At 73.5% G+C, this 18,866-nt stretch carries 18 protein-coding genes and 1 pseudogene; 8 read left to right on the forward strand and 11 right to left on the reverse strand.

The annotated features are described in order from the left end of the window. Positions 1-60 precede the first annotated feature (60 nt). Complete coding sequence (locus EV284_RS20195) at positions 61-816, reverse strand: dienelactone hydrolase family protein (RefSeq protein WP_130336071.1); 756 nt, start codon at positions 814-816, stop codon at positions 61-63. Between the two features lie 23 nt (positions 817-839). Beyond that, entirely contained in the window at positions 840-1,460 is a 621-nt protein-coding gene (locus tag EV284_RS20200; protein WP_165425588.1) for an L-threonylcarbamoyladenylate synthase, read from the reverse strand. Between the two features lie 261 nt (positions 1,461-1,721). Here EV284_RS20200 and EV284_RS20205 point away from each other — a divergent pair, with 261 nt between their 5' ends. Continuing rightward, a complete protein-coding gene (locus EV284_RS20205; RefSeq protein WP_130336073.1) occupies positions 1,722-3,251 on the forward strand; it encodes a helix-turn-helix domain-containing protein in 1,530 nt (509 codons plus the stop codon). Between the two features lie 144 nt (positions 3,252-3,395). Here EV284_RS20205 and EV284_RS20210 read toward each other — a convergent pair whose 3' ends face one another. Further along, the gene (locus EV284_RS20210; protein ID WP_130336075.1) at positions 3,396-4,628 is read right to left on the reverse strand and encodes a serine hydrolase domain-containing protein; all 1,233 of its coding nucleotides are present in this window, start codon (positions 4,626-4,628) and stop codon (positions 3,396-3,398) included. 134 nt (positions 4,629-4,762) lie between these two features. Then, positions 4,763-5,869 carry a PP2C family protein-serine/threonine phosphatase gene (locus tag EV284_RS20215; protein WP_165425589.1) on the reverse strand — a complete coding sequence of 369 codons (1,107 nt, stop codon included), beginning with the start codon at positions 5,867-5,869 and terminating at the stop codon, positions 4,763-4,765. 230 nt (positions 5,870-6,099) lie between these two features. On the opposite strand from EV284_RS20215, the pseudogene EV284_RS20220 reads away from it, so the two are divergent. Continuing rightward, positions 6,100-7,004, forward strand: a pseudogene (locus tag EV284_RS20220) (GNAT family N-acetyltransferase). Here EV284_RS20220 and EV284_RS20225 read toward each other — a convergent pair. The 4 genes from EV284_RS20225 to EV284_RS20240 form a co-directional block, all read right to left on the reverse strand. Continuing rightward, entirely contained in the window at positions 7,001-7,888 is an 888-nt protein-coding gene (locus EV284_RS20225; RefSeq protein WP_130336077.1) for a Gfo/Idh/MocA family oxidoreductase, read from the reverse strand. The pseudogene EV284_RS20220 and the gene EV284_RS20225 overlap by 4 nt on opposite strands. 37 nt (positions 7,889-7,925) lie before the next feature. Beyond that, a complete protein-coding gene (gene tgmB, locus EV284_RS20230) occupies positions 7,926-8,909 on the reverse strand; it encodes an ATP-grasp ribosomal peptide maturase (protein WP_130336079.1) in 984 nt (327 codons plus the stop codon). A gap of 16 nt (positions 8,910-8,925) precedes the next feature. Beyond that, positions 8,926-9,117, reverse strand: a complete 192-nt coding sequence (gene tgmA / locus EV284_RS20235) for a putative ATP-grasp-modified RiPP (protein WP_130336081.1) — start codon at positions 9,115-9,117, stop codon at positions 8,926-8,928. Positions 9,118-9,311: 194 nt separating this feature from the next. Continuing rightward, a complete protein-coding gene (locus EV284_RS20240) occupies positions 9,312-10,178 on the reverse strand; it encodes a fructosamine kinase family protein (protein ID WP_207229082.1) in 867 nt (288 codons plus the stop codon). Between the two features lie 337 nt (positions 10,179-10,515). Here EV284_RS20240 and EV284_RS20245 point away from each other — a divergent pair, with 337 nt between their 5' ends. Next, a complete protein-coding gene (locus tag EV284_RS20245; RefSeq protein WP_130336083.1) occupies positions 10,516-11,109 on the forward strand; it encodes a hypothetical protein in 594 nt (197 codons plus the stop codon). 111 nt (positions 11,110-11,220) lie between these two features. Continuing rightward, complete coding sequence (locus tag EV284_RS20250) at positions 11,221-11,850, forward strand: class F sortase (protein WP_130336085.1); 630 nt, start codon at positions 11,221-11,223, stop codon at positions 11,848-11,850. A gap of 16 nt (positions 11,851-11,866) precedes the next feature. Here EV284_RS20250 and EV284_RS20255 read toward each other — a convergent pair whose 3' ends face one another. Then, positions 11,867-13,045 (reverse strand): GDSL-type esterase/lipase family protein, encoded by a 1,179-nt coding sequence (locus EV284_RS20255; RefSeq protein ID WP_130336087.1) that lies wholly within the window; start codon positions 13,043-13,045, stop codon positions 11,867-11,869. A gap of 32 nt (positions 13,046-13,077) precedes the next feature. Beyond that, positions 13,078-13,647, reverse strand: coding sequence for a TetR/AcrR family transcriptional regulator (locus EV284_RS20260; protein ID WP_130336089.1), 570 nt, complete (start codon positions 13,645-13,647; stop codon positions 13,078-13,080). Positions 13,648-13,827: 180 nt separating this feature from the next. Here EV284_RS20260 and EV284_RS20265 point away from each other — a divergent pair, with 180 nt between their 5' ends. Further along, a complete protein-coding gene (locus EV284_RS20265; protein WP_130336091.1) occupies positions 13,828-14,553 on the forward strand; it encodes a dienelactone hydrolase family protein in 726 nt (241 codons plus the stop codon). 105 nt (positions 14,554-14,658) lie between these two features. Here EV284_RS20265 and EV284_RS20270 read toward each other — a convergent pair whose 3' ends face one another. After that, entirely contained in the window at positions 14,659-16,113 is a 1,455-nt protein-coding gene (locus EV284_RS20270; protein WP_130336093.1) for a glyceraldehyde-3-phosphate dehydrogenase, read from the reverse strand. Between the two features lie 173 nt (positions 16,114-16,286). On the opposite strand from EV284_RS20270, the gene EV284_RS20275 reads away from it, so the two are divergent. The 3 genes from EV284_RS20275 to EV284_RS20285 all read left to right on the forward strand — a co-directional run bounded on the left by EV284_RS20275 (position 16,287) and on the right by EV284_RS20285 (position 18,831). Next, positions 16,287-17,495 (forward strand): hypothetical protein, encoded by a 1,209-nt coding sequence (locus tag EV284_RS20275; protein ID WP_242625742.1) that lies wholly within the window; start codon positions 16,287-16,289, stop codon positions 17,493-17,495. A gap of 60 nt (positions 17,496-17,555) precedes the next feature. Continuing rightward, positions 17,556-17,876: a hypothetical protein gene (locus EV284_RS20280; protein WP_130336095.1), complete on the forward strand. Its 321-nt coding sequence runs from the start codon at positions 17,556-17,558 to the stop codon at positions 17,874-17,876. Positions 17,877-17,970: 94 nt separating this feature from the next. Then, positions 17,971-18,831, forward strand: coding sequence for a PP2C family protein-serine/threonine phosphatase (locus EV284_RS20285; protein ID WP_130336097.1), 861 nt, complete (start codon positions 17,971-17,973; stop codon positions 18,829-18,831). Positions 18,832-18,866 lie beyond the last annotated feature (35 nt).

Below are 18,866 nucleotides of genomic sequence, written 5' to 3' on the forward strand. Positions count from 1 at the left end.
TGTGTGTCACGGACGTGTCAATCAGTTGAACCGAACACGTTCCGTGACGTCGACAAGCGTTCAGAAAGTGCGCCGCAGAAGGGAGTCGAGCGCCTCCCAGTGACGCTCCTCGGCCGCCGCGTCGTAGGACGAGGTGTCCCTCTGGGTGTAGCCGTGCGGCGCGCCCTCGTAGACCTCGCTGGTGTGGCGCACCCCGGCGGCCGTCAGCGCGTCGTCCAGGCGGCGCATCTGCTCCTCGGGCATCGAGGCGTCCTGGTCGGCGTGGCCGAAGTACACCTCGGCCGTGATGCGGCCGGCGCCCAGGTGAGGGCTGTCCGGGTCCTCGGTGGCCAGGTTGCCGCCGTGGAACCCGGCGACCGCCGCCACCCGCTCGGGGTGCGTGGCCGCCGCGCGCAGCGCGAGCCGGGCGCCCATGCAGTACCCGGTCACCGCCACCGGTCCGGCCGCCACCAGCGGCGACTCCTCCAGCCAGCCGAGGAACGCGTCCGCGTCCACCTCCGCCTGCTGCGGCGTGAGCGAGTGCACCAGCGGGCCGAGCCGCTCCCAGATCGTCGGGTCGGACCCGGGGTCGATGAACTCGGGCAGCTCCACCACCGGCGCCGTGCCCTGCCGGTAGAACACGTTGGGCACCAGTACGGTGTACCCCTCGGCGGCGAGCCGGTCGGCCATCCCCTTCAGCCAGGGCCGCAGCCCGTAGGCGTCCTGGTAGAAGAGGACTCCGGGATGCGGCCGTCCGTCGGCGGGGTGGGTGAGATAGGCGTCGGCGTCCCCGTCCCGGGTGGGGATGGTGACGGTCGTTCCCTGTACCTCGGTCATGATCAGCACACTTCCTTGTCGGACTACTCGAACCGCGCGGGGTCGCCCGCGCCCACCCGCACGATCTCCGCCTCGCCGCTGGAGAAGTCCACCACCGTGGTCGGCTCGGTGCCGCACTCGCCGGAGTCCACCACCGCGTCCACCACGTGGTCGAGCCGGTCCTTGATCTCCCAGCCCTGGGTCAGCGGCTCCTCCTCGTCCGGGAGCAGCAGCGTGCTGGAGACCAGCGGCTCGCCCAGCTCGGCCAGCAGCGCCTGGGTCACCACGTGGTCGGGGATGCGCACACCCACGGTCCGCTTCTTCGGGTGCAGCAGCATGCGCGGCACCTCGCGGGTGGCCGGCAGGATGAAGGTGTAGCTGCCGGGCGTCGCCGCCTTCACCGCCCGGAACACGTCGTTGTCGATGCGGACGAACTGACCGAGCTGCGCGAAGTTCTGGCACATCAGCGTGAAGTGGTGCCGGTCGTCCAGCTTGCGGATGGCACGGATGCGCTCCATGCCCTCCTTGCTGCCCAGCCGGCAGCCGAGCGCGTAGCACGAGTCCGTGGGGTAGGCGATCAGCGACCCCGACCGGACCGCGTCCGCGATCTGCGCCACGGCGCGGGGCTGCGGGTTGTCGGGGTGCACGTCGAAGTACTTGGCCATTCGCCGAGCTTAAGCCGTCCCCAACCGTCCCTCGCGCACCACCACCCGGCCAGGCGTGAAGCGCGGAGACCGGGGCAGCCGTACGTCGAGGCACCCGGAGCACTCCCCCCCCAGCTCCGGGCCCCGCCGTCTCCGCCGGTGGCCAATGCCCCCCAGGCCACCGGCGGAGCCCCGCCCGTGTCCACCCGCGACGCCCGGCGGGGGTGTCGGGTAACGTCGGCGGTCGAACGCCGAGGCCGAGACGGGGACGAGGTGCACCACGTGGCCGCCCGAGCCGGCGAGGGCACGCACGCCCCACCGCCGCAGGACACCACCGCCACCTGGGCGGAAGAGCTGCTCGACCAGTTGCGGCCCGCGGTCCGGCACCCACGCCGGGTCCTCGCCTGGCTCGCCCGTACCGTCCACGCCACCGCCAGCCTCGAGGACGCCGACGGCCGGCTCCTCGCCGGCGACCGCCTCACCGCCGACAGAGCCGTCCACGCCGACGTGGCCACCGGACGGATCTCCGCCGCCGCGCTGGAGGACGCCGGACGCCATGTCCAGGTGGTCGGCATCCGCCACCCGGGACCCGGCCGCGCGGCCGGTGCCGTGCTCACCGTGGTCCGGCCCGATCCCTTCGACCGGCGCGCCGCCGAGATCGTGCACCGCACCGCGAGCGTCCTCGGACTGCTGCTGAGGGAGGGTGAACTCGCCCGATCCGCACGCCGGTTGCGCCGTGCCTCCGCCGACCTGCGCCTGGCCGTCCTGCAACTGCTCATGGTGGAGGACGTGGTCTCCGCCCGCCGCGTCGCCGCCGGACTCTGGCCCGGCCTGCTCGAACAGGACACCGCCCGCGTCTGGGTCGTCGAGGGCTCGCCCACCGGACGCGACGCCCTCGCCGAGGAGTGCGCCGACGTCACCGAGGGCCGTGCGCTGGTCGTGCGCTGCCCCGCCATGGACGGCCATGTCATCGTCGTCAGCCCCGCCCCGGCGCCGGGGGAGAGGCTGCGCGGCCTCGTCGCCGACCGCCCCGGCACCTACCTCGGCGGCAGCCTCGACCAGCGCCTCGCCCGGACCGCCACCGCCTACGGGCAGGCCGTCAGCGCCCTCGCCGTCGCCCGGTTCAGCCCCGGCCGCAGCGCCGTCTACGCCGAACGCACCCACCCCGAACGCCTGCTGGACCCGGCCGCGCTGCGCACCTGGTCGGCCCGGACCCTGCGCCCGCTGGACACGCTGCCCCATCACACCCGTGCCGAGCTGCTGGCCACCACCCGGCTGGGCCTGGACTTCACCGCGGTCAGCGCCGCCAAGGTGCTCGGCGTCAGCCGCAACACCGTCCGCGCCCGCATGGACCGGCTGCAGTCCCTGCTGGACACCGACCTGACCGACCTCACCACCCGCACCGTCGTCCGACTCGCCCTGCTCACCGAGGCGGCGCACGGCCCCTACGCACCCGGAACCGCCCCGCACACCGGGCCCCGCTTCAGCGACCTGCTCGACTCCGCCGCGCTGCGCGACTGGGCCCGCGACCTGCTCGGCCGGCTGGACGGCGACGGCCGCGACCTGCGTGCCACCCTCAGCGCCTGGATCTCGGCCGGCGCCAACGCCGAACGGGCCGCCGGGCAGCGGGGCGTCCACGCCCAGACGGTCCGTGAACACGTCCGCGCCGCCGAACCCGTCCTGGAACGCCAGCTCCTCGCGGGCGGGAGCGACCTGTACGAGGTGGTCCTCGCCCATCTCGCGGACGGCACCCTCGCCGCCCCCGAGGCCGGAGCGAACGGGGACCAAGCGGACTCACCCGTGCACGGGTGAGTGCTCACCGGCACGGAGCGGGCACCGCTGCGATGGCGACCGCCGGGCCCCGCGGTTAAGTTCGGCAGTCCAGCGGGGGTACGACCGGAGCGGGGGGCCGGTCGTACCCCTTCCGCGTGGCCGCGCCCCGGCCCGGTCGCGGACTCAGTGCCGGGGGTTCTGCGCGGGCAGGTCGTAGACGTGGCCGGGGGAGATGATCCTGGTGACGGCCTGCCCGAACAGAGTGCTCGGCTCCTGGCCGTCATGCGCGATGTCGGTGTTCAGCAGCACCACCAGCGAGGTGCGCGCCGAGGGCAGATACACCGTCAGCGACTCGTACCCCGGCAGCGAGCCGTTGTGGCCGATCCAGCCGTGCACGTCGAAGATGCCCAGGCCGTAGCCCGCGTCGGGGTAGCCGGTGGGCGGGGTGAGCAGGCGCTGGCGCTGGGTGGCGGGGCTGATCATCCGCTCGCCGTCCGGGAACCGCCCGGTGGCCACCGTGCGGGACCACACCCGCATGTCCTCCAGGTTCGAGACCATCGCGCCGGCCGCCCAGCCCCAGGACGGGTTCCAGCCTGCCGTCTCCGCGACCTTCCCGTCCGCCGTCTGGTTGGTGTACCCCTGCGCGTGCGGCTTCGGGAACTCGCTGCCCTCGGGGAACGAGGTGTGCTTCATCCCGGCCGGGTCCAGGACGTGCTGCTGGATGTAGTCCCCGAGCCCCTGTCCGCTCTGCTGCTCCACGACCAGGCCGAGCAGGATGAGGTTGGTGTTGGAGTACTCGAACTTCGCTCCCGGCTGGAACTGCACCGGGTGCTTGAAGGCGTAGTCCAGCAACTGCTGCGGGGTGAAAGAGCGTTGCGGGTCCGAGGTGAGCGCCTTGAAGAAGTCCGGGTCCTCCGAGTAGTTGAACAGCCCGCTGCGCATGTCGGCGAGCTGGCGCAGCGTGATCTTGTCGCCGTTCGGCACGTCGGCGATGTACCGGCCGATCGGGTCGTCCAGGTCCACCTTGCCCTGGTCGACCAGTTGCAGCAGCGCGGTGACGGTGAACGTCTTGGTCTCGCTGCCGATCCGCATGTACAGATCCGGGGACATCGGGCGCTTGCTGCTCTTGTCGGCGACCCCGAAGGAACGGACGTAATTCCCCTTGTCCGGGGTCCAGATCCCGACCGTGACACCGGGGACGTCCGCCTCGCGCATCACCCGCTGCACGGCGTCGTCGATCTGCCGGTTCACCTCGGGCGTGAGGGCCTGTACGTCGGGTCCCGTGGGGGAGGGGCTCGGAGAGTCCGCGGTGGCCGGCGCCGCCAGGGACGGGACCGCGGTGAGCGGGGCGACGAGTGCGCCGAGGGCGGCCGCGACGGCGAGCCTCCGGCGCAGGTGTGCTGGGAAACGGGGCATGAGCTGACTCCAAGCACGTGAGAGCCGGAGCTGCGGGGCTGGCGCCCCGGGCTCTCAGCATAGGAGCGCTTCCTCCGCCCCGCCCGTCGGCCGTCCGGGTGAGCGCCGGTACTCAGCGGGGCGACTGCTCCTACTCAGCGGGGCGACTGCTCCGGGGCCAGTACCAGCACGCTCGCGTCGTCGTCCACGTGGTGGCCGAGGTGGCGTACGTCCTCCCAGAGCGCGTCCGGGAGTGCGGTGGTGCCGGTGTCCGCGAGGGCGGCCAGGCGTTCGGGCAGGGGGTAGAAACGGCCGGACGCGTCCCGCGCCTCCCACAGGCCGTCGGTGGCGATCAGCAGGCGGTCGCCCGGGTCCAGTGTCACCGTGACCTCCTTCGGCGGCTCGACCCCGAGGAGACCGATGCCCAGCGGCGGCCCCGGCGCGACCGCCAGCTCCCGCGCCCCTCCCGCGCGCAGCAGTACCGGCGGCGGGTGCCCGCAGGCCACCACCCGTACCGTCCGGGTGTCGGCGGAGAACTCCAGCAGCACCGCGGTGGCGAACAGCTCCGGGTGCCGGACCCCGGACGAGTCCGCCACCAGCCTGCGGTCCATCCGGGCGGCCACCGCCTCCAGCGACCGCTGGTCCAGCGCCGCTTCGCGGAACGCGCCCAGCAGCGCCACCACCGTCCGCACCGCTGACAGGCCGTGCCCCTGGACGTCCCCCATCACCGCCCGCACCCCGTAGGGGCCATCCCGGACGTCGAAGAAGTCCCCGCCCAGCAGTGTCCCGTCCTGCGCTGCCCGGCTGAAACCCACGCATCGCAGGTCCTTGACGCGCTCCGGCAGCGGGGGCATCACCGCCCGCTGCACCGCCTCCCCGATCTCCCGCTCGGTGTCCAGCTGGGCGTCCCGGCGGCTGCGTACGTAGGACACGAACACGCTCAGCACGGCCACGAAGGCGATGGTCAGCAGGTCGGTGTCGCCGGGGCGGTCGAGATGGGTCAGTGGCACCAGCAGCGACACGATCACCAGCGCGCCGAGCGCCGCCGTGGCCAGGGGCCCGTACGACAGCACCGCCAGCGGCGGGATCGCGCCGAGCAGGAAGCCCAGATCGCTCGCGTGCGGGGTGACGAGGCTGGCCAGCGTCACCGCGATCAGCAGCAGCACCGGAAGCACCCGTACCCACGCCGGCGGGGGAGCACCCCGCAGCCAGCCGCGCCGCTCCCGCGCTCGCCCCGGTGACCAGCCACGCAGCGATCTCACACGCCCACGCTACGCCGGGCCCGCCCCCGCCGCCCGCCCCGTAAAACCCCTGGACGCCCGCGCGAGCGGCCCCCTACTGTGGCGCGAGCACGCCCGAGACGGACCAGGAAGGAGGCGAGCGTCATGTACGTCACCCCGCACGCGCGCTCCCTCCACTCCGTCATCCGGGTGTGCACCACCTGACCGGACCGGGAGCGCCACCACCACAGGCACATCTCCCGGAGGACACCTTGACCGCACCGGTCATCCGCACGCTCGATCCGAGCAGTGCCCACCTGTTCCACGACCTGCCCGACCCGCTCGGCCTGAGCGAGCGGCACCGCACCACCCGCTACCGCCCCGACTGGCAGCGCGTCGCCCTGCGCGACGGACGCCCCGTGGCCCGCGCCGCCTGGTGGGCCCGCGCCGAGGACCCCGCCCCCCTGCTGATCAACTGGTTCGACGTGGCCGAGGGCGAGGAGGCGGCGGGCGCCGAACTGCTGCGCACCGCCCCCTGGGCCACCCCGGAACTCGAACTCGACCTCCCACCCGGCTGGCGCGGCGACCCGCACCTCGCCGCCGCCGTCGCCACCCGCACCGCCGCCGCCCGCCTCGCCGGGTACGAGCCCCTCGTCGAGCGCTTCCTCTACCGCTGGACCCCCGACCTCGGCCTGCCCGAGCAGCCCGGCCGCCTCGAGTTCACCCCGGACCCGGACGACGAGGTCTTCCTGGACGCCCTGCGCCGCATCCACTCCGTCACCCTCGACGCGCACGCCCGGCGTGCCATCGAGAAGGGCGGAGTGGAACTCGCCGCCCAGGAAGAGCTGGACTTCTTCCACTGGTGCCCTCGCCCCGCGAGTGGTGGCGTGTCGCTCGTACCCCCGAGGGCGAGACAGCCGGTATCCACGTTCCGGCCCGCAACCCCTCCGGGCCCTGTGTCGGCTTCATCGGCGTGGTCCCCGAGCAGCGCGGCCACGGCTACGCCTACGACCTGCTGGCCGACTGCACCCACTTCCTCGCCGGCCAGGGCGCCGACTTCATCGCGGCCGCCACCGACCAGGGGAACTTCCCGATGGCCGCCCACTTCACCACGGCCGGCTATCCGGTCGTACGGGAACGGGTCAACTTCTGGGGGGAGGGGGCAGCGGCCGGCTAGTCGACCGGTTCGCTGAGGCGTGCCTGTGCCGCCGCGAGGATCTCGGTCACCCGGAGTCCGAACGCGGCGTCGCAGGCGTGCCGGCGGCCGGTGCGGGCGGCTGCCGCCAGCGCGTCCACCGCACGGGCCAGCGCGGGCACCGCGCCCTCCGAGCTCCTCGGCAGCAGTGCCACCCCCGACTCGCCCCGCAGCTCCACATCGGCCCCGGCCGCGGCGGGCGGCGCCGACAGACTCAGCGTCAGCGTGCTCGACGCCCCGGTGGCATGGTCCAGCACCAGGTGCACGGTGTCGGCGGGACCGTGCACCGCCGCGAGCACCTGCCGTACGTCACCCAGCACCGGCAGCAGGACGGACAGCGCGTGCGGGCCCACGTCCCACAGCGCGCCCTTCTCCCGCCGCCACGCCGACGCCGCGAACGGGCTGTCGCTGGTGAACACCGAGCCCATCCAGTGCGCCCGCGCCGTGAACCACCCCGCCTCGGCGGCCTGTTCCGCGATCCACGCCTCCGGCTCCTTCTGGAACCGGGTGGTGAAGAACACCACCGACGCCACCCGGGCCCGCTCCGCGGCCTCGGCCACCGCCCGCGCCTCGGCCACGCCCAGCGCCAGTGGCTTGTCCAGCAGCAGATGCCGCCCGGCCCGTGCCGCGCGCACCGCCAACTCCGCCTGCACCGACGGCGGGAGCGCCACCGCGACCGCCTCCACATCGGCCAGCAGCTCGTCCACGTCCGGGTAGGCCCGCACCCCGTACTCCCCGGCGAGCGCGGCCGCCGCCTCCGGGCCGCGCCCCCACACCCCGGCGAACTCCACACCGGGGTGACCGGCCAGCGCCGGGGCGTGTGCGGCGCGCGCCCAGGGGCCCGTTCCCAGCAGTCCGATGCGCATCGAGCGCTCCCTTCTCTTCACACCGTGCTCCACGGCATCAAGGGACGGCGTCCCTCTTGTCGTGGGTATACGGCTCCACGGGCCGGTCGTCTCCGGCCAGCCAGTGGGCGATCGTCTCCGCGATCGGCTGACCGGTGTCCAGCTCCACGAAACCGAACTGGCCCGACTGATTGCACTCCAGGAACCACCACGTGCCGTCCGCGTCCTCCGCGAAGTCGAAGGCGCCGTAGGCCAGCTCGGCGGCCGTCAGATAGCGGCGGACCGACGCCGCCACCCGAGGGGGGACCTCGGCGGCGAGCCAGGGGGAGACGGACGGGGCGAAGCGGACGTCCACATGGTCGGGGTGGGCATCCGGATCGACCGGTTTGCGCGCCGCCAGCAGCCGGTCCCCGACCGCCGTCAGCCGGATGTCGGCCCGCTTGGCCACCCGCTGCTGGAGCAGCGTCGGACCGAAGGCCACCGCGCTGAAGTCGGTGCCCGGCGCCACCCGGCTGGTCGGCACCGCGCGCGGCGGTTCCTGCGGATGCGCTCCGGAGACCGGCTTGACCACCACGTCCCGGTGCCGCTCGGCGAACTCCCGCGCCGTGTCGGGGAAGGTCGTGATCAGCGTGGCCGGCACCGGCAGCCCGCTGCGCTGGGCGAGCCGCAGCTGCCACGGCTTGTGCCGGGCACGGCGGGCCGCGTCCGGATGGTTCATCCAGCGGGCGTCGCTGCACCGCAGCATCCCGTACAGCGCCTGCGCCGACTCCTGGGTCAGCCAGGAGGACGGCTGGGCGGCACGGGCGGCCGCGTCTCCGGGCCTGCGCACCCAGATGGAGCGCAGGCCGCTCATCCCGACCAGTCGCCCGCCGACGGACAGCCGGCCGCCGCAGTCGTCCCCGGCGTACTCGCCGGTGAGCGCCACCCCGTTGGTGAGGTCCGCGGGGTCGAACCGCACGACGGGCACCCCCGTCTCGCCCAGCCGCAGGACCACCATGTCGGCCGTGACGTCCTCGTCACTGGTCAGGATGAGCACGGTCATCGTCGGGGGCCCGCGATCAGTCGTCGAAGTGCGTCTTGGAGCCCGCCGTGGAGGTGGTCGTCCCCAGGGTGAGCAGGATGGCGTGGTCGGTCGCGGCGATCCGCCCGTCCGGCAGGACGTTCAACTGCAGCGCGGAGTCGTACGCGTAAGGAGCGGTGGCATCCGACTGACCGGCGGGCCGTGCGTAGTTGAGCGTGAACGGTTGCATGGTCTCTCCCCTGTTTCGTCCTTCACGTCCTTATACGAATCGAACGAGTGGTTGGTTTCCTCACGCTCCGTTACCGGGGCCCGGAGGGAGGCACCGTGAACCGATGGGTCAGCAGGAAGGACGCCGCGCGGGCCGCGGTGGCTGCGCCCCACCGCACATTCGTCTGCCCCGTCCGCCCCCGGTGCGAGCCTGCTTCACCCGGCCAGGGTGGCGCGCGCGGCGGACAGGGCCTGTTCCGCGTAGCCTCGGCCGAAGAGCACCGCGTGCACCAGCAGCGGGAACAGCTGATGCGCCCCGACCCGGTCGCGCCACCCGTCGGCGAGGGGGCGCCTCTCCTCGTAGCCGGCGAGCACCTGTTCCAGATGGGGGCAGCCGAAGAGGCGGAGCATCGCCAGGTCGGTCTCCCGGTGGCCGCCGTGCGCGGCCGGGTCGATGACGCGGACCTCGCCGTCGGCGCCCCACAGGACGTTGCCCTGCCACAGATCGCCGTGGAGGCGCGCGGGCGGCTCGGCGGGACCGGCTAGTGCGGGCAGCCGCTCGCACACCGCCTCGATCACCCCTGCCTCGCCCGCCCGGACCGTCCCCGCGTCGACGGCGCACCGCAGATACGGCAGTACCCGGTGCTCGGCGTACCAGGAGGGCCAGTCGTCGCCCCGGACGTTGCGCATCGGCGCCCGGCCGATGTACGCCTCCACGGGCCCGTCCGGCGGGGCGGCGCCGAACGCCGGGGCACCGGAAGCGTGCAGCGTGGCCAGCGCCCGGCCGAAACGCGTCGCGGCCCCGGCGTCGGCGGCGCCGGTCGGCACCCGTTCGCTGACCAGGGACCACTCGTCGTGCCCGAGCACCTCCGGCACCCGCACCGCACGCGCCGCACCGAGCCAGCGCAGCCCGGCCGCCTCGGCGCGTACCGCGCCGGGGCCGTCGCCGCGCTTGACCATCACCGTGGTGCCGTCCTCCAGGGTGACCTCGGCGGGCGAGCCCGCCCCCACCGGACCGCCCGTGACCCGACGCCCGGTCAGCCGGGACGCCGTCAGCGCTGGATCTTCGACTCGCTCGACCACGGCCCCAGAGTACGACCCGCAAAAGCCCGGTCACGTCAGGAACTTCGAGCGTTGCTACGACGGTTTTCGGCCAAGTTTGCCCGGAATGGGGGGCGCTGACGTCCCTTTCGCCCCTGTGCTGCGGCCGGGGCCCCCACCCCCCGGCCGGACGGGTAACCCACTGGTCCGTTCGGGGGTCGCATCGGCGTGTCGCTGGGACAGACGGGTGGAGAGGTGACCCGGCTGGACGGCCCGGATGGTGCGCGGCGCCGGTCGGTCCGACGGTGGATCATGTCGAGGCCGGGTCATGTCAGCCGATGAGGAATCAGCTGCCCGGCCACGGCGGAAGGACACCGACATGCGCTCTGCCCGCATTCTTCTCGCCACGGCGGCCGCGTCCGCCGCCCTCGCCCTGGCTCCCGGCGCCGCGCTCGCGGGGGACGACGGGGGCCGGGACGACTCCTCCTACAACAAGCAGCAGGACAGCGACTCGGACCGGGACAAGGGCTCCGGCGACAAGGGCTCCGGTGACAAGGAGTCCGGCGGCCGCGACTCCGGTGGCCGCGACTCCGGCGGCAAGGACTCCGGCCGCGACTCCTACGACTCCGACTCCGGCGGTGACGGCCCGCGCGGCGGCATGCACACCGGCGGCGGCGCCCTCGCGGCCGTCGGCAGCGACGACTGGAGCTCCGACTCCGGCGACGACAGCCGCTTCGACCCGGAGAGCTACAAGGACAAGGGCGACGGCGGCGGCAGCGGCGGCAAGGACAGCGGCGGCAAGGACTCCGGGGGCAAGGGCGACTCCGACGAACCGCGCGGCGGGATGCACACCGGTGGCGGCGCCCTCGCCGGCTCCGGCGGTGTGACCACGGGCGGCGTCGCCGTCCTCGCCGCGGGTGCCGTCGGCGCCTACGCGCTGCGCCGCAGGAAGGCCGCCGGTCCGGCCGCCTGACCGCCCCCGCGACCCAGGGGCCGTGGCCGCCGTCGACGCCGTACCGCGTCGGCGGCCCGCGCCCCCTGATCCAGATCCCTGTGCTGCCGTGCCCGAGCGAGGTGGTGTCCGATGGCAGCAGACCCTTCCGGTGACAACGCGGGCCGGGGCGGCCGGCTGACGCTGTGGGGAGCGGCCATCGTCATCCTGGCGCTCAGCGTCTTCGGCGGCCACCACGGCACCGGCGACGGCACCGACGCGGCCCGCACCAAGACCGCGACGGCGGGCGCGGTCCAGGCGGGAGCCCCGCTGCCCCGTTCGGCGCCGACCCGGCTGCGCATCCCCAAGATCGGCGTGGACGCGCCCTTCACCGCCCTCGTCCTCGCCTCGAACGGCCAGTTGGAGCCCCCGCCCGCGGGCAACACCAACCTCGTCGGCTGGTACGGCAAGGGCGCCTCGCCCGGCGAGAAGGGCACCTCGGTCATCGCCGGCCACGTGGACACGACCACCTCGGCGGCCGTCTTCGCCAACCTCGACGACCTGGCGCCCGGCGACCGCTTCTCGGTGGAGCGCGCCGACGGGAACACCGCCACGTTCGTCGTGGACAGCGCCGACACCTTCGCCAAGGACGACTTCCCCAGCGAGCGGGTGTACGCGAACGCCAAGCGCCCCGAGGTCCGGCTCATCACCTGCGCCGGGGACTACGACCACTCGGCCAAGGACTACACCGAGAACCTGGTCGTCTTCGGCCACCTCGTCTGACCCGGCGGCCCCGCGCTCACCGGGCGCGGGGCGCCAGGGGGCCGCCCGGCGTGAAGGCGAGCGCGGCGAACCGCTCGCCGATCCGCCGGTGCGCGGCGCCGTCCGGGTGGAGTCCGTCGGGCAGCGGCAGCTCCGCGAAGTCGGCCTCGCCGTACAGCTCGCGCCCGTCGAGCAGGTGCAGACGCGGGTCCTCGGCGGAGCGCTGCGCCACGATCCGGGCCAGCTCCGCCCGTACCGTGTTCAGCGTCAGCTTGCCCTGGGCGGCCTCCGCCGGGTCCCCGGCCGCGCGGAACACGAGGCGCCCCTCGCTCAGTGCGGAGAGGTCGGGCATGGTGGGGCCGGGGGTGTCCTCGTGCATCGGGCACAGGATGGGGGAGACCACGAGCAGCGGTGTGTCCGGGTGGCCCTCGCGAATGGTGTCCAGGAAGCCGTGCACGGCGGGCCCGAACGCCCGCAGCCGCATGAGGTCGGTGTTGACCAGGTTGATGCCCGGCTTGACGCTGATCAGATCGGCCGAGGTGTCCCGCAGCGCGCGGGCGGTGAACGGGTCCAGCAGCGCGCTGCCGCCGAGGCCCAGGTTGACCAGATCGACCCCGCCGAGCGAGGCGGCGACGGCGGGCCAGACACCGGTCGGGCTCGCCGCGTCCGAGCCGTGGCTGATGGAGCTGCCGTGGTGCAGCCACACCGGCCGGCCGGAGGCGGGTGCGGGCGCCACGGGCGCGTCGGTGCGCAGGGCGACCAGCTCGGTGGTCTCGTTGTGCGGCAGCCAGATCTCCACGGTCTTGTCCTCGGCCGCCAGCCCGCCGAAGCGGGCGGTGCCGACCGGACCGGGGGTCAGTTCGGCGGCGCCGGTGGACATGTCGAGGGTCAGCGTGTCGCCGCCGGTGACCGTGGCGGCGCCCGCCGGGCGGCCGTCCACCAGCAGGTCGTAGACGCCGTCCGGGCGCGGCGGTGCGCCCAGGTAGGCCCGCTTGGTGGGCACGGTGTCCAGCTCGATCACGGTGGCACGGGTGCGGAACACCAGCCGTACGCCGGAGGGCTGGGACTCCACCATGTGCAGTTGCGGGTCGGCGCACTGGGCGCGGGCCCGGGCGGGCAGCCGGTGGGGGAGGAGGCCGCGCTCGGTGCGCTCCAGCTCCAGGGCGCCCCGGACGAGGTCGGCGGTGAGGGCAGTGGTGGTCCAGTCGGTGGGCATGGGGGGTCCGTCGGCAGTAGGGGCAGGGGAGTTCAGGAGGCGGGCCAGTTGCGCAGGAGGGCGTCGAGCGCGTCGAGGGCGCGGTCCCAGGACTCCTGCGAACCGGGGGCGCTGTGGTCGAACGCGCCCGCCGACTCCAGGCCCACATAGCCGCTGAACACACTGCCCAGCAGGCGTACGGCATGGGTCTGCTCGGGCTCGGCGAGGTCGTAGCCGCGCAGGATCGCCCGGGTCATCTGGGAGTGCCGGACGCCCGCGCTGGCGGCGGCGGTCTCCGGGTCGAGCCGGTACCGGGCCGCCTCGAAGCGGCCGGGGTGCGCGCGGGCGTAGTCGCGGTAGGCGTGGGCGAAGGCGGTCAGGGCGTCCTTCCCGGCCCGGCCCGCGAGGGCCTCGGCGGCGCGGTCGGCCAGCTCCTCGAGGGCGAGCAGCGCGATCCGGGTGCGCAGGTCGTGGGAGTTGCGCAGATGCGAGTACAGGCTCGCGGTCTTCACGTCGAACCGCCTGGCCAGCGCCGACACCGTCACCTGCTCGAACCCGGCCTCGTCGGCCAGTTCCGCACCGGCCCGCACCAGCCGTTCCGTGCTCAGACCCGCACGCACCATGGACCCGCCTCCTCAAGAACCTGACCGATTATGTATCTGCCTAAAAGGTTTAGGCAAATGAGAACCAGGTGTAGGCAGCACCTGCGGCGGCCACCGGGTCCCCCGGACGGGGCGGACCGCTGTCTGCCGTCGGTGAACACCACCCTGGGCGGGCGCGGTGGTCAGTTAGCGTCCGGACTCATGACGACGATCACGACGCGTACGGTCGAGTATCCGGCCGACGGTTTGACGATGATCGGGCACCTCGCGCTCCCGGCCGGTGTCGACCGTCGGCCCGCGGTGCTGCTCGGACCGGAGGGCACGGGGCTCGGCGACGTCGAGCGCCGCAGGGCCGATGCCCTCGCCGAGCTGGGGTATGTGGCGCTGGCCTTCGACCTGCACGGCGGGCGCTACCTGGGGGAGCCCGAGGACATGCTGGCCCGCTGCATGCCGCTGCTCGCCGACCCCGACCGGATGCGGGGCATCGGCCACGCGGCGCTGGACGTGTTGCGCTCCGAACCGCGGACCGACCCCGACCGGATGGCCGCCGTCGGCTACGGCACCGGGGGCGCGATCGCGCTGGAACTCGGGCGCGACGGTGTCGACCTGCGCGCGATCGCGACGGTCAACGGGCTGATCACGGGCCGACCGGGCGAGGCCGCGCGCATCCGCTGCCCGGTATGGGCCGGGGTCGGGTCGGAGGACCCGATCATGGCGCCCGCGCAACGGGAAGCGTTCACCGCCGAGATGCAGGCCGCCGGCGTCGACTGGCGCCTCACGGTCTACGGGGGAGCCCTGCACGCCTTCCACCATCCGCCGGTCGGGCACACCGTGCGTCCCGGCGTCGGCCACCACCCCCGGCACGCGCGGCGAGCCTGGTGTGACGTCGTCGCCCTGCTCGCCGAGTGCCTGCCCGTCACGGACTGATCCGACCGGCTTCTGATCCCCCGGAGACTTCCTGGCCCTGCTGGACAGACCCGAGGGCCGCCCTCCCGCTCGGGGAGGACGGCCCTCGGTGTGCTGCCGGGTCGCTCAGACCTCCGGCGCCGGGTACGTCGGGTACTCCACGCCCGAGACGTGCTGGACGACCCGGACCACCTGGCAGGAGTAGCCGAACTCGTTGTCGTACCAGAGGTAGAGGATCGCGTTGTCGCCGTCGACCTTCAGGGCGCCGCCGTCGACGATCGAGGCGTTGCGGGAGCCGATGAAGTCGCTGGAGACCGCGTCCGGCGCCGTGGTGAAGTCGATCTGGCGCTTGAGCGGAGAGGTCAGCGACACCTCGCGCAGGTAGTCGTGGACCTCCTCGCGGGTGGTCTCGCGGCCGAGGCGCAGGTTCAGGATGGCGATCGAGACGTCGGGCACCGGCACCCGGATCGAGCTGCCGGTGATCGGCGCCTTGAGGTCCGGCAGCGCCTTCGACACGGCGGACGCGGCGCCGGTCTCGGTGATCACCATGTTGAGCGGCGCGGACCGGCCCCGGCGCTCGGCCTTGTGGTAGTTGTCCAGCAGGTTCTGGTCGTTGGTGAACGAGTGGACCGTCTCGACGTGGCCGCGCAGCACCCCGTACTCGTCGTCCATGGCCTTCAGCGGCGGAACGATGGCGTTGGTGGTGCAGGAGGCGCAGGACAGGATCTGCTCGTCCGGCTTGATGGTGTCGTGGTTGACGCCGTGCACGATGTTCGGCACGTCGCCCTTGCCGGGCGCGGTCAGCACGACCTTGTCGATGCCGGGCCGCAGGTGCTTCGACAGACCCGCGCGGTCACGCCAGTTGCCGGTGTTGTCGATCAGGATGGCGTCGCGGATGCCGTACTCGGTGTAGTCCACGGACGACGGGTCGTCGGCGTAGATCACCTTGATCTCGTTGCCGTTGGCGATGATCGTGCTGGCGTCCTCGTCCACCGTGATGGTGCCCTGGAACTGACCGTGGATCGAGTCGCGGCGCAGCAGCGAGGCCCGCTTGACCAGGTCGCCGGCGGCCTTGGCGCCACCGCCCCGGACCACGACGGCCCGCAGCCGCAGGCCGTTGCCCGAACCGGCCTTCTCGATCAGCAGGCGCGCGACCAGCCGGCCGATGCGGCCGAAGCCGTACAGCACGACGTCACGCGGCGCGCGGCGCTCGATCTTCTCGGCGCCGGTGGCCCCGGCGACCGCCTCGGCGGTGAACTCCGCCACGCTCAGTCCCCGGTCGTCGGCCTTGTACGTCGCGGCCAGCATGCCGAGGTCGATCTGGGAGGGGCCGAGGTCGAGGGCGGTCAGCGCCTTAAGGAACGGCATCGTCTCGGTGACCGACAGCTCCGCTCCCGCGATCTGCCGGGCGAAGCGGTGGGTCTTGAGAATGCTGACCACCGACTTGTTCACCAGGGAGCGGCTGTGCAGCAGGACGGTCACGTCCCGCTCGCGGTGCAGCTTCCCGATGATCGGGATCATCGACTCCGCGATCTCCTCGCGGTGCATCCAGTTCGTGAACGAGTCGTCGTTGACAGTCACAGATCTATCTTTCGAGCTAGGCGGCGCTCATATGGTAGACACACCCTACTTTGATCACCAGAGCCGCCTGTCAGGGGGGTCGGCCCGGCCGCCGTTCCTGAATCAGGGTGGAAGAACACGCGACACCCTGGCACCGCATTGCACCGCCGGTACCCCGTGACCATGGTCGGAGCGTGATCACGTCTTCCGCACCCCGGCCCGGAGCGGCCACCGCCCCCGGCCCGCCGCGCCGCCGCGCACTGCCCCTGATCGTCCGCCACCGCGCACCGCAAGGCGCCCTGCTCGCCCTCGCGCTGTTCGCGGCGGTCCGCGCGGCGGGCATCGCCGCCGTGATCGCCACCAACGCGCTGACCGGCCGCCCCCTGGTGCACAGCCTCGCCCACTCCTGGGACTCGCGCTGGTACCTCAACATCGCCGCGCACGGCTACGGCCGGCTCATCTGGATCACTCCCACGGGGGGAGTGCAGAGCGACTGGGCCTTCTTCCCGCTCTACCCGGCCCTCGTCCGGGCCGCCGACACCGTCCTCCCGCTCACCCCGGCCGCGGCGGCCCTGCTCGTCTCCTGCACGGCCGCCGTCGTCGCCGCGTACGGCGTCTACCTCATCGGCCACCGTCTGTACGGCCGCGCCACCGCCACCGCCCTCGTCGCACTGTGGGCCGCGCTGCCGCACGCGGTGGAGCTGACCATCGCCTACACCGAGTCGCTCTTCGCCGCCCTCGCCGCATGGTCCCTGTACTGCGTGCTCAAGGACCGCTGGCTGTGGGCGGGTGCGCTCGCCCTCCTGGCGGGCCTCGCCCGGCCCACCGGTTTCGCCGTGGCGGCCGCCGTCATCGCCGCCGCCGCGCAGCGGATCGTGCTGCGGCGCGGACAGGTCGCCCCCGGCGTATGGGCGGCCGCCCTGCTCGCCCCGCTCGGCTGGCTCGGCTACGTCCTGTGGGTCGGCTCGCGCACCGGCGACCTGACGGGGGGCTACTTCGCGGTGCAGGGCGCCTGGGGGTCCCGCGTCGACTTCGGCGCCGGTGCCGCCCGCTTCGTCGGCGCGCTGCTCGCCCACGGCGGCCAGGTCATCTACCCCGTCGCCCTCGCCCTCGTGCTGATCAGCCTGGTGCTGTTCGCGCTGCTCTGCCTGGAACGCCCCCCGCTGGCCCTGGTCGCCTTCGCCGGCGTCCTGGTGCTGCTGGTGGTCCTCGGCTCCGGCTCCTTCTCCTCCAAGCCGCGCTTCCTGCTGCCGGCCTTCCCGCTGCTCATCCCGGCCGCCCGCGCCCTCACCCGCGCCTGGCGCACCCGCCCCGCCGCGGTCCTCCTGGTCGGCGGCGCCCTGGCCGTCGTCTCCGTGCTGTACGGCGCCTACGTCACGGTGCTCGTCCATTCACCCCTGTGACCCGCGCCGGTGCGAAGGCCCGGAAAGCGGGTAGACGGGGGCTTCGAGGAAAGGACGACCATGACGACCTACGTGATCACCGTGCCCGGCACCTTCACCGGAGACATCGAGGCCGACACCCGCGCCCGGCTGGGCCGGGCCCTGCGTCCCGCCGACCCGCACGGCACCGACCTGGGCAGCGCCGAGGACCTCGACACCGTCAACGTGAACGACGACGGCACCTTCACCCTCCACCTCACCGTCGAGGCCGACAACAACAAGCACGCCGAGCAGGAGGCCCGCCGCCTCGCGGACGAGGCCCTGCGCACCGTCGGGCTGGACGAGAACTCCGCGCCGCTCGGTCCCGCCGTGATCACCGGCATCGACTCCCAGGTGCACTGACGGTCCGTGGCGGGCCGTCCCGGACGCCGAAAGCGCCCGCATGGGTAAAATCCAGACAACGGCCCGCCAGGATCACCGCCCACCGGGGTGAACGATGTTCCGCAAGCGCTCCACGGACGAAAGCGACGAGCTGCTGGCCAGACTCGGCTCGCTCACCGCCCAGGCGCGTGAGCGCGCGGAACAGCAGCGCAGCCAGGTCGAGCTGGCCATCGCCCTCCAGCGCGGCATGCTCCCGCGCGACCTGCCCCGCCGCCCCGGCCTGCGCCTCGCGGTGCGCTACGCCCCCGCCAACCAGGGCCTCAACGTGGGTGGCGACTGGTACGACGCCTTCGCCATGCCCGACGGCAGGATCGGCCTCACCATCGGCGACGTCCAGGGACACAACATCGAGGCCGCCGCCTTCATGGGCCAGGTGCGGGCCGCGCTGCGGGCGCTGGCCTCCGTCAGCAGCGAACCGGGCGAACTGCTCGCCCGTACCAACGACCTGCTGGTCACCCTCGGCAGCGACCTCTTCGCCACCTGCACCTTCCTCCGGCTGGACCCCGTCACGGGCGTTCTGGAGAGCGCGCGGGCCGGGCACATCCCCTTCGTCTGGGCCACGGCCGACGGCAAGTCCGGCGTCGTCCACGACATGGGCGGCCCGCCGCTCGGTATCCAGCCCGGCATGGACTACCGCGTCACCCGGCACCGGCTCTCCACCGGCGGGGTCTTCGTCCTGCTCACCGACGGCGTGGTGGAAGGGCCCTCCCTGCCCGTCGAGGACGGCCTCGCCCAAGTGGTCCGCCTCGCGGGCATCGCCGCCGTGGCCGGCCTCAAGGCACACGCGCTCGCCGCCGCCGTGATCAAGGGCGCCGACCATGTGGGCCACGACGACGACGCGGCCGTGCTCGTCGTCGGCCACGACGGGCCGGACACCCCGCCACCGCCCGCGCAGCCCCGCGTCGTCAGCCCATAGGCGGCGTTCGCCTGGCCGCTCCCGGCCGACCGGTG

The organism is Streptomyces sp. BK022 (assembly GCF_004217355.1).
GTDB classification, from domain to species: Bacteria; Actinomycetota; Actinomycetes; order Streptomycetales; family Streptomycetaceae; genus Streptomyces; species Streptomyces griseoluteus.